Below are 11,687 nucleotides of genomic sequence, written 5' to 3'. Positions count from 1 at the left end.
AGGGGTGTCGCTCAGTACTGATCGTTGGACTTGATCGCTTCGAGCAGTTGTCGCACCGCGACCACGCGTCGAGCTGATTTGCCCTCCAGCAGGTCGAGCTTGCATTCGGGATCCGCCGGCGGCCCCAGGTGCGTGCATCCGCGCGGGCAATCCTCGATCGCCGCGGCAAGGTCCGAGAATGCCGCCACCACATTCTCGGGTGAGATATGTGCCAGGCCGAACGAACGGATGCCGGGAGTGTCGATGACCCAGCCGCCGCCGGCGAGGGGGAGCGCCACCGATTGCGTCGACGTGTGCCGGCCCTTGCCGACGCCGGACACGATGCCGACCGCTCGATTGGCATCGGGGACAAGACGATTGACCAATGTCGACTTTCCGACGCCGGAATGCCCGATCAGGGCGGTCAACTTGTGCTCGAGGATCTGCGTCAGTTCGTCCAGGGGATCGTCGCGACCGGCGACGACCACTTGGATGTCGAGGTCGGCGAAAGTGCTCGCGAATTCCTCGGGTGGTTCGAGGTCGCTCTTGGTCAGGCAGACGATCGGTGTCAGGCCGCCCACGTAGGCGGCGACCAGTGCGCGCTCGACGAAGCCGGTGCGCGGTGGGGGATCGGCGAGTGCCACGACGATGAGTAACTGCTGCGCGTTCGCGACGACGATGCGTTCGAAGGGATCGGTGTCGTCGGCCGTCCGTCGCAGAACCGTTGAACGCTCGGAGACCCGGACAATGCGGGCGAGGGTATCGGTTTTGCCGGACAGATCGCCGACGATGTCCACCTGATCGCCGACGACGATGGGGGTTCGGCCAAGTTCGCGGGCGCGCATCGTGACGATAAGCCGGTCGGGATCGCCGCCGAGGACGCAACCCCAACGGCCACGATCCTTCGACACCACCATCCCCGATTCGGCCGAGAGATGTTCGGGCCGAGTCTTCGTACGGGGGCGGGATCCGCGTCCGGGGCGTACCCGGACGTCGGACTCGTCGTACTGCCGCGGACTCAGAAGCTTGCCTTCGGCGTCGCAGTCGAACTCTCGAGCATGTCGACCCACATGTTCTCGAAGCCGGGCAGTGTCTTGGCGGTGGTTCCTACATCGTCGACCTCGACGCCGTCGACGACCAGGCCGATGATCGCGCCGGCTGTTGCCATGCGGTGGTCGGCATACGAGAGCCATTGTCCGCCATGGAGTTCCGCGGGAACGATCGTCAGGCCGTCATCGGTTTCGGTGACGGAGCCGCCGAGCTTGTTGATCTCGTCGGCGAGGGCGGCCAGACGGTCGGTCTCGTGCCCGCGCAGGTGTGCAATACCTCGTAGATGCGAGATGCCCTCGGCGAGAGCAGCCAGGGCCGCGACGGTGGGGGTCAGCTCTCCCACGTCGTGGAGATCGATGTCGATGCCGCGCAGTTTCTCCGGGCCGCGAACGGTCAGCACACCGTCGGCGAGAGCGACGTCGGCGCCCATCGAGGCGAGGATCCCGCGGATCGCGTCGCCGGGTTGCGTGGTCGACGACGGCCACATCGGAACGCTGACGGTTCCGCCGGTCACTGCGGCAGCGGCCAGGAACGGTGTGGCGTTGGAGAGATCGGGTTCGATCGCCCAGTCCACGGCGCGCACCGGCCCCGGTGCCACACGCCAGGTGTCCGCGTCACCGCCCGTGGCTGGTGTCGTCACGGAAACTCCGGCTTCGCGGAGCATCTCGACGGTCATGTCGATGTGCGGCATGGACGGGACGGGCTTGCCGTCGTGGTGGACGGTGACACCCTCGTCGAAGGCAGCAGCCGAGAGCAGGAGACCGGAGACGAACTGCGACGAACCGGATGCGTCGATGGTGACCGTCCCGCCGCGTAGGGATCCGGTTCCGGTGACGGTGAACGGGAGTGCGTCACCCTCGATGTGTGCGCCGAGACCGCGCAGGGCTTCCAAGATGGTGCCGAGTGGTCGTGTGCGTGCCTGCTCGTCGCCGTCGAAGCGAACGATGCCGTCGGCCGTCGCGGCGAGCGGCGGCAGGAAGCGCATCACGGTGCCGGCCAGGCCGCAGTCGACCTCGCCGCCGCGCAGGGGCCCAGGGGTGATGCGAAGCGTGGTCGGATCGCCGGCTTCCTCGACACCGATGCCGAGGTCGCGCAGAGCTGCGATCATCAGGTCGGCGTCACGGCTGCGGAGTGCACCGGTGATCGTGGACGGACCATCCGCAAGTGCGCCAAGAATCAGAGCTCGATTGGTGATGGACTTGGATCCGGGCAGCGTCACCACTGCATCGACGGGTGCTTGGGCCCTCGGGGCGCTCCACAGACTCAGACTCACATGGTCCATCTTCTCTCATCGGTGGGGGAATGGTCGAAACCGTGCCACCCTGGGTGTCATGTGCGGAAGGTATGCGACCACAGCGGACCCGGCCACTTTGGCGGTGGAACTCGATGCGCTCGACGAGACGGACCACTCGGCGCCCGTCGAAGCCGACTACAACGTGGCCCCCACGACCGAGGTGTTGACCGTCGTCGAACGCCGCGATCGGGAGAACCCCGACAGCGATCCGACCAAGAGGATTCGGCGGATGCGGTGGGGATTGGTGCCGTCGTGGACCAAGGAACTGGGCAAAGGCCCGGTCCTGTTCAACGCCCGCGCCGACTCGCTGGCGGAGAAGCCGGCGTTTCGGACCGCCTTCAAGTTCAAGCGTTGCCTGGTCCCCATGGACGGGTGGTACGAGTGGCAGACCGAGGCCACCGGCGGGAAGAAGGCTGCGAAAATTCCTTACTACATGCATCCCGACGACGGATCACGGCTGTTCATGGCGGGTGTGTGGTCTGCCTGGCGGGACCCGAGGGTCGAGAACGCGAGCCCCGTCCTGAGCTGCTCGATCGTCACAGTCGACTCTCTCGGTCACCTCGAGCAGGTTCACGACCGCATGCCCCTCGCCCTGCCTCGTGACCGCTGGGAGGCGTGGCTCGATCCCGACAACCCCGTCGATTCGGCTCTGCTCGAACCGGTACCGGACCTCTTCGAGCGGATCGACGTCGATCGAGTCCGGCCGCTGGTCAACAGTGTCAAGAACAACGGACACGAGTTGATCGAGCCGGACGTCGACCGTGCCGGCGAGCAGATCAGCCTGCTCTAGCAGTCAGCCGAGAGCCCAGGTAACGGTCACTTCGAACGAGACCTGCTGGGTTCCCGGGGCGAGAACCATGTCGGACATCGAGGCGTCGGGAGCGCGCATGGTCTGACCGCCACTCGTGTCGTGCGCCTCGGTGATGGTCACGACGTTCTCGAGCGAAGTGCCGGACAGATCCGCGTATTGCTCGGCACGGTTCTTCGCGTCCTCGAAAGCTCGGGTGCGGGCGTCGGCCAGAAGCTGAGAGTCGTCGTCGATGGCGAAGGCGACGTTGCCGAGCCGTGCCGCGTTTCCGCCCGCCGCGATGCCGGCGTCCAAGACAGAAGAGGCCTTGTCGAGATCGCGGACGACGATCCGTACCGAGTTGGTTGCCCGGTAGCCGGTCACGTTGCCGCCGATGAACGGTCCACCACTCGCGTCGTACTGCGGCTGGACGGACAGATCGCTTGTCTGCACGTCCTCGGGGGCCACGCCGGCGGCGACTATCGCGTCGATCATCTGACGGGCCTTGTCATTCGACTCGGAGACCGCTCCCGATACATCCGGGGCAACAACCTCGATGCCGATGTCGGCATTGAGGATGTCCGGCGCTCCGCGGACCTGCCCTGATCCGACTACCGTGACTTCCTTGGCGGCATCGTCCGAACTCCCGCAGGCCGTCAGCGAGACGGTGAGGGCTGCCGCTGCAGCGGTCAGTGCCAGAGTTTTCAGGTGTGGTCGCATGGTGAGACCGTAGCGACCGGATACTCAGCCCGCCGTGATTTGCGCCGTGACCGCGCCACTCAACTGCACGAGGTCCGTCGGAGCCAGCTCGATCTCGAGCCCGCGTCGACCGGCGCTGCAGAGAATGCGGTCCCAGTCGAGCGCCGACGCATCGATCACGGTCGGCAGTTTCTTGCGCTGGCCGAGCGGTGAGATACCGCCGAAGACGTAGCCGCTCGAGCGCTCGGCTTCGACGCGATCGGCCATGACTGCTTTGCTCGCACCGAGGGCAGCGGCTGCAGCCTTGAGCGAGAGCTTGTCCGGGACCGGCAGAACCGCGACGGCAAGCTTGCCGGTGTCGAGTTTGACTACCAGGGTCTTGAAGATCTGGGCAGCCTCGACGCCTGTCGGCTCGGCCAACGCGTCCACGGCTTCGTCGCCGAACGATTCGGCGCGAGGATCGTGGTCGTAGCTGTGGACGCGGTGCGGTGTCTTCGACTTGTCGAGAAGTACGGTCGCAGGGGTCGCTGTTCCGGCCATGAGGACACCCTATGTGGATCGCCCGCAGGTGCATCCGACCAGGCCGGGAACAGAGTCGCAGACTCCCGTGTTGGTACCAGTTGATGAAACTTGTCCCGAGAAGCGAAGGAGCGACCGTGCTGGCTGTGTGTGAGCCACCACCGGCCCGTGGGTCGGATCTTCAGTTGGCGGTAACCTTGATCCCTACGGCTAGTGAAGGGATCAGAGTGCTGGAACACGACCGGCCCAAGGACGAACCGTCAGGGGTTACCGAACCTGCCGACGGCGCAGTGTCCGAAACGCCCGAAACTGCGGATGAGTTGATTGCCCGGTTCGAGCGTGACGCGCTCCCGCTGCTCGACCAGTTGTACGGCGCTGCCCTGCGTATGACTCGGAATCCGGCTGATGCCGAGGATCTCGTGCAGGAGACGTACGTCAAGGCGTACACCGCGTTCCGCTCGTTCCGTGCCGGTACCAACCTGAAAGCCTGGCTGTACCGGATTCTCACCAACACCTACATCAACTCGTACCGTAAGAAGCAGCGCCAACCCGCGCAGTATCCGACGGACGAGATCACCGACTGGCAGTTGGCCGCGACCGCTGAGCACACGTCCACCGGTCTGCGTTCGGCCGAGGTGGAGGCGCTCGACGCGTTGCCCGACGACGACATCAAGGCGGCGCTGCAGTCGCTTCCCGAGGAATTCCGGATGGCGGTGTACTACGCCGATGTCGAAGGATTCCCGTACAAGGAGATCGCGGAGATCATGGGCACACCCATCGGAACGGTGATGTCGCGACTGCACCGTGGTCGCAAGCAATTGCGTGGTCTTCTGGCCGATGTCGCAAAGGACCGGGGATTCAATCGGGACGGCGCAGTCGACACAGCCACAGTCGCAGCCACCGAGACGGAAGGTGTCACACGATGAGTGAGCAGGACGAATTCGAAAGGCTCGACTGCTCGGCAGTCATCGCCGACGTCTGGTTGATGCTCGACGGTGAATGTGACGATTCCAGTCGTGCTCGCCTGCAACGTCATATCGACGATTGCGGATCGTGCCTCGAGGCCTACGGGATCGAAGAGAAGGTCAAGAGCCTGATCAACCGTAAGTGCGGCGGAGACCACGCGCCGGAAAGTCTGCGTCAGCGGCTCACCGTCGAGTTGCGTCGGACCATCGTCATAACGACTACCGAAACCGACAGCTAGCCCGTCAGCGACGATCTGAGCGGTAGTAGCGTAAGGCACTAACGCCGAGGGGCGGGGAAGCAATGCTTCCCCGCCCCTCGGACGTTTTGTTGCGCTACATGTCAGGCGTTTGGACGCTTGCCATGGTTAGCGGCGTTGCCCTTACGGCTGCGCTTCTTACGACCACGCTTACCCATGATTGGTCTCCCTTCTGTTTCTTTCGCGTCATTGTTTCACGCCGATGCCGGTGTGGTTCCATTGGCAGGTCGATCGAGTGATCCGTCGACGTATTTTCGTGGTCAGGGTGCAGTTCCGACAGAAGTGAGGTTCACGATGGCAGAAGACGTCCGCGCCGAGATGGTTTCGACGGTCTACCAGGTGGTCGTGAGCGAGGGAGACGTCGTTGCGGACGGCGACACCCTGGTCATCCTCGAATCCATGAAGATGGAGATTCCGGTCCTGGCCGAGGTTCCGGGAACGGTGACGACGGTGGGCGTCAAGGTCGGCGATGTCATTCAGCAAGGCGATCTGATCGCCGTGATCTCCTAAGTCGGACGATGTCCACTCTCAGTGACCTCCTCGCCGAACACACCGATCTCCCGGGTGCGGCGGTCGACCACCTCCAGCGCGTAGTGGGCGAGTGGCAACTGCTCGCCGACCTCTCCTTTGCCGATGTTCTTCTGTGGGTGGGCACCGAATCGGAGAAGAACCGTTCGGAGGGGTCGGTCATCTGCGTCGCGCACTGCCGGCCGACAACGGCATCGACGGCTTTTCCGGAGGACGCGGTCGGGACGGTCGTTTCCGAGTCCGAGCACCCGCAGGTTCTCCGCGCTCTCGTGGAGGGCCGCGTCGTTCGCGGCGAAGACGAGACGTGGCGTGAAGGAATGCCGCCACGTAAGGAAGCCGTTCCCGTGCGTCTGGACGGGCGCGTCATCGCGGTTCTGAGCCGCGACACCAACCTGTCGCACCAGCGAGCGCAGAGTCCGCTCGAGCTGGCGTATCTCGATTGCGCCGAAGACCTGTGTCAGATGATCAGCGACGGAACCTTCCCGATCCGAGAATCGCGCTCCGACACGAACTCGAGCCCACGTGCGGGCGACGGGTTCATCCGTCTCGACACCGAAGGCACCGTCGTCTACGCCAGCCCGAACGCACTCTCGGCCTATCACCGGATGGGCTTGAGTTCGGATCTGGTGGGCCAAGATCTCGCGGCGTTGACCCGTTCGTTGGTCACCGACCCGTTCGAGTCTTCGGAAGCTGCGGGATACATCCGGGATACGTTGGCGGACAAGCCCGGTCGCCGTATGGAGATCGAGGCGCGCGGGGCGACCGTTCTGCTGCGAGCCCTGGTCCTCAAGCCGGGCGGTCGGCACGTCGGTGCTGCGGTCGTCGTCCGCGACGTCACCGAGGTCAAGCGTCGTGATCGCGCGCTCCTGAGCAAGGACGCGACCATCCGCGAGATTCACCACCGAGTGAAGAACAACCTGCAAACCGTCGCGGCGCTTCTGCGTCTACAGGCCAGACGAACCGGCAACGACGAAGCGCGACAAGCGTTGACAGAATCGGTGAGGCGCGTGACGTCCATCGCCCTCGTTCACGACACCTTGTCGATGTCGGTGGACGAAGAGGTGGATCTCGACGAGGTGATCGACCGGTTGGTTCCCATGCTCTCCGATGTCGCGGGAGTAGGTGTGCCGGTGACGATTCGGCGTGAGGGAAGTTTCGGAGTGTTCTCCGCCGAGCGTGCCACCCCGTTGGTCATGGTGCTGACGGAGTTGGTGCAGAACGCCATCGAGCACGCTTTCGATCCAGGTATTACCGGCACGGTCACACTGAGCGCCGAGCGTTCTGCACGCTGGTTGGACGTGATCATCCACGACAACGGGCGCGGGCTCCCGGAAAATTTCGACCTCGAGAAATCCGATCGCCTCGGACTGCAGATCGTTCGGACTTTGCTGGGCGCCGAACTCGGCGGCTCACTCGGACTGCACCCGGGGAGCGGTGGTGGCACCGACGCGGTTCTGCGTGTGCCGCTCGGTAGGCGTACTGCGCGTTACTGATTCGAGCATCGTTACTGATTCGAGCAGACAAAAAGCCCGGCACCATGTGGTGCCGGGCTGTCGTCTTCGACTGTGCGGAGGGGCTGTTCTCCGTCGCGAGTCGAACGTCTCGGTTCTACCTAGACGGAAGTGCGTGCACGGGTACGTGCGTTGCGACGCTTGAGTGCGCGACGCTCGTCTTCGCTCATTCCGCCCCAGACGCCTGCATCCTGACCGGACTCGAGAGCCCAGGACAGGCACTCGGCGGTGACGGGGCAGCGGTTGCAGACAACCTTGGCATCAGCGATCTGAGCGAGGGCCGGTCCGCTGTTTCCCACCGGGAAGAACAGTTCGGGATCCTCGTCGCGACAGATTGCGTTGTGGCGCCAGTCCATCTTTTTTCGCTCCTTAATTGGGTGTGTATTCACACCATTTGGTACCAATGAGTTTGTGTGTGCGTCATCAATGTTTCCGCACTGTTACTTGTGAATGCTTTCACGAACTCGCGGTATGTCAATAGGTTTGAACGGGTTCGTGGGCCAACTCACTAATTTGTGACACACCTGACGGCCACCTGGGCGTCACCGGCATTTTACCCGATTTCGGCTATTCGGCACCAGAGTATTTGCAGGTCAAACGTGTTGCCTGACTCACGTCGCAATCGGCGCGAACACTTCCAGTGCATCCGGGACCGAGGTGAATTCGACCTTTTCGCGAAGTCCGATGTAGTCGCCGTCCATCTGCAGTCCGATCGGTCGCGACGATTCGATGGTGATTGACGGGACGTCGTCGGTGCGGAGAAGAACCTTCGATTTCGGCTCGGCGCCGCGTGCGAGGAGCTGTCGCACAACCCGCAAGGACGGAAGGACTTTGGTGCTCGTCATGGCGAAGATGCCGAGTCCGCTGTCGAAAGTCGTTCCCGGATTGGTGTGTACGGGGCGCTCTTCCAGATATGTCCACGGGCTCGAGTTCGACACGAACGCGTAGTGGACTCCGGAGACGGGATCCTGATCGGGAAGGTGGACGGTCAGTGCTGGTTCGGCTCGCTTGGCACGGAAGAACGCCGCGATTGCGGTTCGGACGTACCGGGCGGGTGTGGCGGCGTCACCGTTTTTGCGGCTGGCGTCGACGGCCTCGCAGACATCGGCGTCGAGGCCCATTCCGGCGTTGAACGTGAACCAACGGTTGTCGCAGTGTGCGAGTCCGATTCGGCGTCGCGTGCGCTCGGAGAGAAGGTCGACGAGTTGGTTCGTGGCGTCGATCGGGTCGGCGGCGATACCGAGTGAGCGCGCGAAAACGTTTGCCGAGCCTCCGGGGACGACTGCGATCGTCGGGATCGGACCGACCGGAACCGATTTCATGGACGTGGGATGCGGTGACCCGAGCAGTCCGTTGACCACTTCGTTGACCGTGCCGTCGCCGCCGTGGACGATCACCGAGCCGAACCCGTCTTCGTGGGCTTCGCGCGCCAGTTCGGCAGCGTGTCCCCGATGTGTGGTGTGCGCCACAGTAAGTCGCACCCGACTCTCGAGGGCGTGTGCCAACAGGTCACGACCGGCAGCGGTGGTGGAGGTGGCATTGGGGTTGACGATCAGCAGTGCGCGCACGGGGCATGAGCCTATCCGGTGTCGTGTTCTAGGCTGGCCTCGTGCCGAATACCGCCAGTCCGAACGCCCTGCCCAAGACAGTCACATGGGCAGGTGCCCTCGTGACGCTGCAAGGGCTCGTTGCCGCCGGGTTCGCGATCGTCGCAGTGATTCGCGGTGCAACCGGCCACGATCAGAGCGTCACCAACGGATACGGATTTGCCGCCTGGGTCGCGATCCTCGGCGGCGCGGTGTTGGCTGCCGGTATAGCGCTGTTGACCGGTCGCCGGTGGGGCCGGGCCATCGCCGTCGTCGCCCAGCTGCTGCTCCTGCCGGTTGCCTGGTCGCTGCTGACCGATTCACATCAGGTTCCGCTCGGCATCGTTCTGGGTGTCGTCGTTCTCGGTGCCCTCGGCTGCCTGTTCTCGGCGCCGACGTCTCGGTGGATGGCAGCGGAGTACGGAGCCTATGCCGACGAGGCGTCATCGGACGAGGAACGTCCGGACGCCGAAGGAACCGGCGACACCGGGCGCAAGAAAGACTGAACTCCTACTCGGCCTCGGCCGCGAGCGCCCCGAGGTGGGTGCCGGTCAGGCGATACGTGGTCCACTCCGTCTTCGCGTCGGCACCGAGTGACTCGTAGAACTTGATCGAGGGGGTGTTCCAGTTGAGCACCGACCAGGACAGCCTGGTGTAGTCGTTGTCGGTGCACTCCTTGGCGAGCGCGGCCAGAAGAGCCTTCCCGTGCCCTGATCCGCGCTGGCTGGGCTTGACGTACAGGTCCTCGAGGTAGATGCCGTGCGCGCCGTCCCACGTGGAGAAATTGCGAAACCACAGCGCCATGCCGACGACGTCGTCGGCGGAATTCACAGCGACGTGCGCGAAGGCCGTCGCGGCCGGTCCGAACAAAGCCTCGCCGATCTGTTCCGCCTTCACGGTGCACTCGTCGAGGGCCTTCTGGTAGTCCGCCAACTCGTAGATCATGTCGGTGATCGGCTGGACGTCTGCGGGCGTGGCGCGTCGGATCATGCAGAGGATCTTAAGCCTCACGCCTCCACGAGCGGTGGCACGTTGTGGTGGAGGAGGTGAGTAGCCCCGTGCTCGTAACCGAGAACCGTGTATGCGCCGGGCGACAACGCGAAGCGCTTTCCTTCCGTCACGGGGAGCTCGAGCCAGCGAGCGATGAGTGCGCGTGAGAAGTGGCCGTGCCCGATCAGGATCACGTCCCGCTCGGGTAGCTGCGAACGCACCATCGACAGCACCATGTCGGTGCGGGCATGGATCTGGTCGGCCTGCTCACCGCCGGGACACGGGTGTGTCCAGACGGTCCAATCGGGCACCGTTGCCCGGATCTCGGGCGTCGTGAGGCCCTCGTAGTCCCCGTAGTCCCATTCGGACAGTGCATCCCAGGTTCGCTCCTCCGGCAGGCCGGCAAGATCACCCGTCAGCTGTGCGCGCAAACGCGGACTCGTCAGAATCATGGGATTGCGGAGGTCGAGTGTCCGCAGTCGGTTTCCGGTCGCGGTGGCCTGCATTTCGCCGAGCGGAGTCAGTGGAACCTCGGTCCGTCCGGTGTGTTTTCCGGTCCGTGCCCACTCGGTTTCACCGTGGCGCATCAGTACGACGCGAGCACCGAGAGGGATCGACGAGGGGGTGGACTGGGAGGTCATGTCGACCATCATTGCAGGCTGCCTCGCGTGTGTAGCTCGCCTCCTGGCGCGAAGTGCGCAAGGATCTACGTGTGACGACGGTTCTCGCAGTGGCGAATCAAAAGGGCGGCGTGGCTAAAACCACTACCGTCGCCTCTCTCGGTGCGGCTTTGACCGCGCTCGGACAACGAGTCCTGGTGGTGGATCTCGACCCGCAGGGCTGCCTGACGTTCTCGCTCGGCCACAACCCGGATCGCCTCGAGCGTTCGGTCAACGAGGTCCTGGCGGGTGATCTCGACGCGGTCGACGCCGTGCTGAAGACGGACGACGGCATGGACCTGCTGCCGGCCACGATCGATCTCGCGGGCGCTGAAGCGTTGCTTCTGATGCGACCCGGCCGAGAGTTCGCGCTCAAGCGGGCGCTGTCTCCGCTCCTGGGTTCTTACGACGTCGTCATCATCGACTGCCCACCGTCGTTGGGTGTGCTCACACTCAACGGATTGACTGCGGCGCAGTCGGTTCTGGTTCCACTGCAATGCGAGACCCTCGCGCACCGCGGCGTCGGACAGCTGCTGCGTACGGTTCGTGAAGTCCAAGCCATCACCAACCCGGATCTTGTTCTGCTCGGCGCACTTCCGACTCTGTACGACGCTCGAACCACGCACAGTCGCGACGTGCTCGCCGACGTCAGCGACCGTTACTCCCTCGCCGTTCTGGCGCCGCCGATCCCACGCACGGTCAAGTTCGCCGAGGCGTCCGCGTCGGGCGCGACGGTCCTCGCCGGACGAAAGAACAAGGGCGCGGATGCTTATCGCGAACTCGCCGACAATCTCGTAAAGCATTGGGCTGGAAACGAAGTCGTGACTTTCGCGCCGGAACTGGCGCTCTGAGGAAGGCGAGCT

16 protein-coding genes are annotated in these 11,687 nt (G+C 64.1%); 7 read left to right on the top strand and 9 right to left on the bottom strand.

Translation table 11 applies throughout. The features are described 5' to 3' along the window. Positions 1 to 11: 11 nt before the first annotated feature. The gene (rsgA, locus tag I7X09_RS03060) at positions 12 to 1,049 is read right to left on the bottom strand and encodes a ribosome small subunit-dependent GTPase A (protein WP_124566400.1); all 1,038 of its coding nucleotides are present in this window, start codon (positions 1,047 to 1,049) and stop codon (positions 12 to 14) included. Beyond that, a complete protein-coding gene (gene aroA, locus I7X09_RS03055; RefSeq protein WP_200315522.1) occupies positions 998 to 2,311 on the bottom strand; it encodes a 3-phosphoshikimate 1-carboxyvinyltransferase in 1,314 nt (437 codons plus the stop codon). The genes rsgA and aroA overlap by 52 nt, the downstream gene beginning before the upstream one ends. Before the next feature lie 49 nt (positions 2,312 to 2,360). Between aroA and I7X09_RS03050 the strand changes: the two genes are divergently transcribed. Beyond that, complete coding sequence (locus I7X09_RS03050; RefSeq protein ID WP_200315520.1) at positions 2,361 to 3,113, top strand: SOS response-associated peptidase; 753 nt, start codon at positions 2,361 to 2,363, stop codon at positions 3,111 to 3,113. A 3-nt stretch (positions 3,114 to 3,116) separates the two neighbouring features. Here I7X09_RS03050 and I7X09_RS03045 read toward each other — a convergent pair whose 3' ends face one another. Both I7X09_RS03045 and ybaK read right to left on the bottom strand, forming a co-directional pair. Further along, the gene (locus I7X09_RS03045) at positions 3,117 to 3,830 is read right to left on the bottom strand and encodes an SIMPL domain-containing protein (RefSeq protein ID WP_200315518.1); all 714 of its coding nucleotides are present in this window, start codon (positions 3,828 to 3,830) and stop codon (positions 3,117 to 3,119) included. 24 nt (positions 3,831 to 3,854) lie between these two features. Next, positions 3,855 to 4,349 carry a Cys-tRNA(Pro) deacylase gene (gene ybaK, locus I7X09_RS03040; RefSeq protein ID WP_200315516.1) on the bottom strand — a complete coding sequence of 165 codons (495 nt, stop codon included), beginning with the start codon at positions 4,347 to 4,349 and terminating at the stop codon, positions 3,855 to 3,857. Between the two features lie 206 nt (positions 4,350 to 4,555). Here ybaK and I7X09_RS03035 point away from each other — a divergent pair, with 206 nt between their 5' ends. Further along, the gene (locus tag I7X09_RS03035) at positions 4,556 to 5,254 is read left to right on the top strand and encodes a sigma-70 family RNA polymerase sigma factor (RefSeq protein ID WP_095969105.1); all 699 of its coding nucleotides are present in this window, start codon (positions 4,556 to 4,558) and stop codon (positions 5,252 to 5,254) included. Next, a complete protein-coding gene (gene rsrA, locus I7X09_RS03030; protein WP_003940722.1) occupies positions 5,251 to 5,532 on the top strand; it encodes a mycothiol system anti-sigma-R factor in 282 nt (93 codons plus the stop codon). Before I7X09_RS03035 ends, rsrA begins: the two co-directional genes overlap by 4 nt. A 101-nt stretch (positions 5,533 to 5,633) precedes the next feature. Here rsrA and I7X09_RS29715 read toward each other — a convergent pair whose 3' ends face one another. Then, the gene (locus tag I7X09_RS29715) at positions 5,634 to 5,708 is read right to left on the bottom strand and encodes a 50S ribosomal protein bL37 (RefSeq protein WP_022597109.1); all 75 of its coding nucleotides are present in this window, start codon (positions 5,706 to 5,708) and stop codon (positions 5,634 to 5,636) included. Between the two features lie 136 nt (positions 5,709 to 5,844). Here I7X09_RS29715 and I7X09_RS03025 point away from each other — a divergent pair, with 136 nt between their 5' ends. Together I7X09_RS03025 and I7X09_RS03020 are read left to right on the top strand one after the other, a co-directional pair. Continuing rightward, complete coding sequence (locus I7X09_RS03025) at positions 5,845 to 6,060, top strand: biotin/lipoyl-binding carrier protein (RefSeq protein WP_007731208.1); 216 nt, start codon at positions 5,845 to 5,847, stop codon at positions 6,058 to 6,060. Positions 6,061 to 6,068: 8 nt separating this feature from the next. Further along, positions 6,069 to 7,571, top strand: a complete 1,503-nt coding sequence (locus I7X09_RS03020; protein WP_095969106.1) for a sensor histidine kinase — start codon at positions 6,069 to 6,071, stop codon at positions 7,569 to 7,571. Between the two features lie 119 nt (positions 7,572 to 7,690). Here the strand turns inward: I7X09_RS03020 and I7X09_RS03015 are convergent, their stop codons facing one another. Together I7X09_RS03015 and I7X09_RS03010 are read right to left on the bottom strand one after the other, a co-directional pair. Continuing rightward, positions 7,691 to 7,945, bottom strand: a complete 255-nt coding sequence (locus I7X09_RS03015) for a WhiB family transcriptional regulator (protein WP_003940950.1) — start codon at positions 7,943 to 7,945, stop codon at positions 7,691 to 7,693. 255 nt (positions 7,946 to 8,200) lie between these two features. Next, positions 8,201 to 9,157 carry a diacylglycerol/lipid kinase family protein gene (locus I7X09_RS03010; protein ID WP_095969107.1) on the bottom strand — a complete coding sequence of 319 codons (957 nt, stop codon included), beginning with the start codon at positions 9,155 to 9,157 and terminating at the stop codon, positions 8,201 to 8,203. Positions 9,158 to 9,198: 41 nt separating this feature from the next. On the opposite strand from I7X09_RS03010, the gene I7X09_RS03005 reads away from it, so the two are divergent. Then, entirely contained in the window at positions 9,199 to 9,681 is a 483-nt protein-coding gene (locus tag I7X09_RS03005) for a hypothetical protein (RefSeq protein ID WP_124566395.1), read from the top strand. A 4-nt stretch (positions 9,682 to 9,685) separates the two neighbouring features. Here the strand turns inward: I7X09_RS03005 and I7X09_RS03000 are convergent, their stop codons facing one another. Together I7X09_RS03000 and I7X09_RS02995 are read right to left on the bottom strand one after the other, a co-directional pair. After that, a complete protein-coding gene (locus I7X09_RS03000; protein WP_003940724.1) occupies positions 9,686 to 10,165 on the bottom strand; it encodes a GNAT family N-acetyltransferase in 480 nt (159 codons plus the stop codon). Positions 10,166 to 10,182: 17 nt separating this feature from the next. Next, positions 10,183 to 10,806: an acid phosphatase gene (locus tag I7X09_RS02995; RefSeq protein ID WP_095969282.1), complete on the bottom strand. Its 624-nt coding sequence runs from the start codon at positions 10,804 to 10,806 to the stop codon at positions 10,183 to 10,185. Positions 10,807 to 10,877: 71 nt separating this feature from the next. On the opposite strand from I7X09_RS02995, the gene I7X09_RS02990 reads away from it, so the two are divergent. Then, the gene (locus I7X09_RS02990; protein WP_200315507.1) at positions 10,878 to 11,675 is read left to right on the top strand and encodes a ParA family protein; all 798 of its coding nucleotides are present in this window, start codon (positions 10,878 to 10,880) and stop codon (positions 11,673 to 11,675) included. Positions 11,676 to 11,687 lie beyond the last annotated feature (12 nt).

The organism is Rhodococcus sp. P-2 (genome assembly GCF_016598535.1).
GTDB classification, from domain to species: domain Bacteria; phylum Actinomycetota; class Actinomycetes; order Mycobacteriales; family Mycobacteriaceae; genus Rhodococcus_F; species Rhodococcus_F baikonurensis.
The sequence above is the reverse complement of the archived record's forward strand: the minus strand, read 5'-3'. Positions and strand labels throughout refer to the sequence as shown.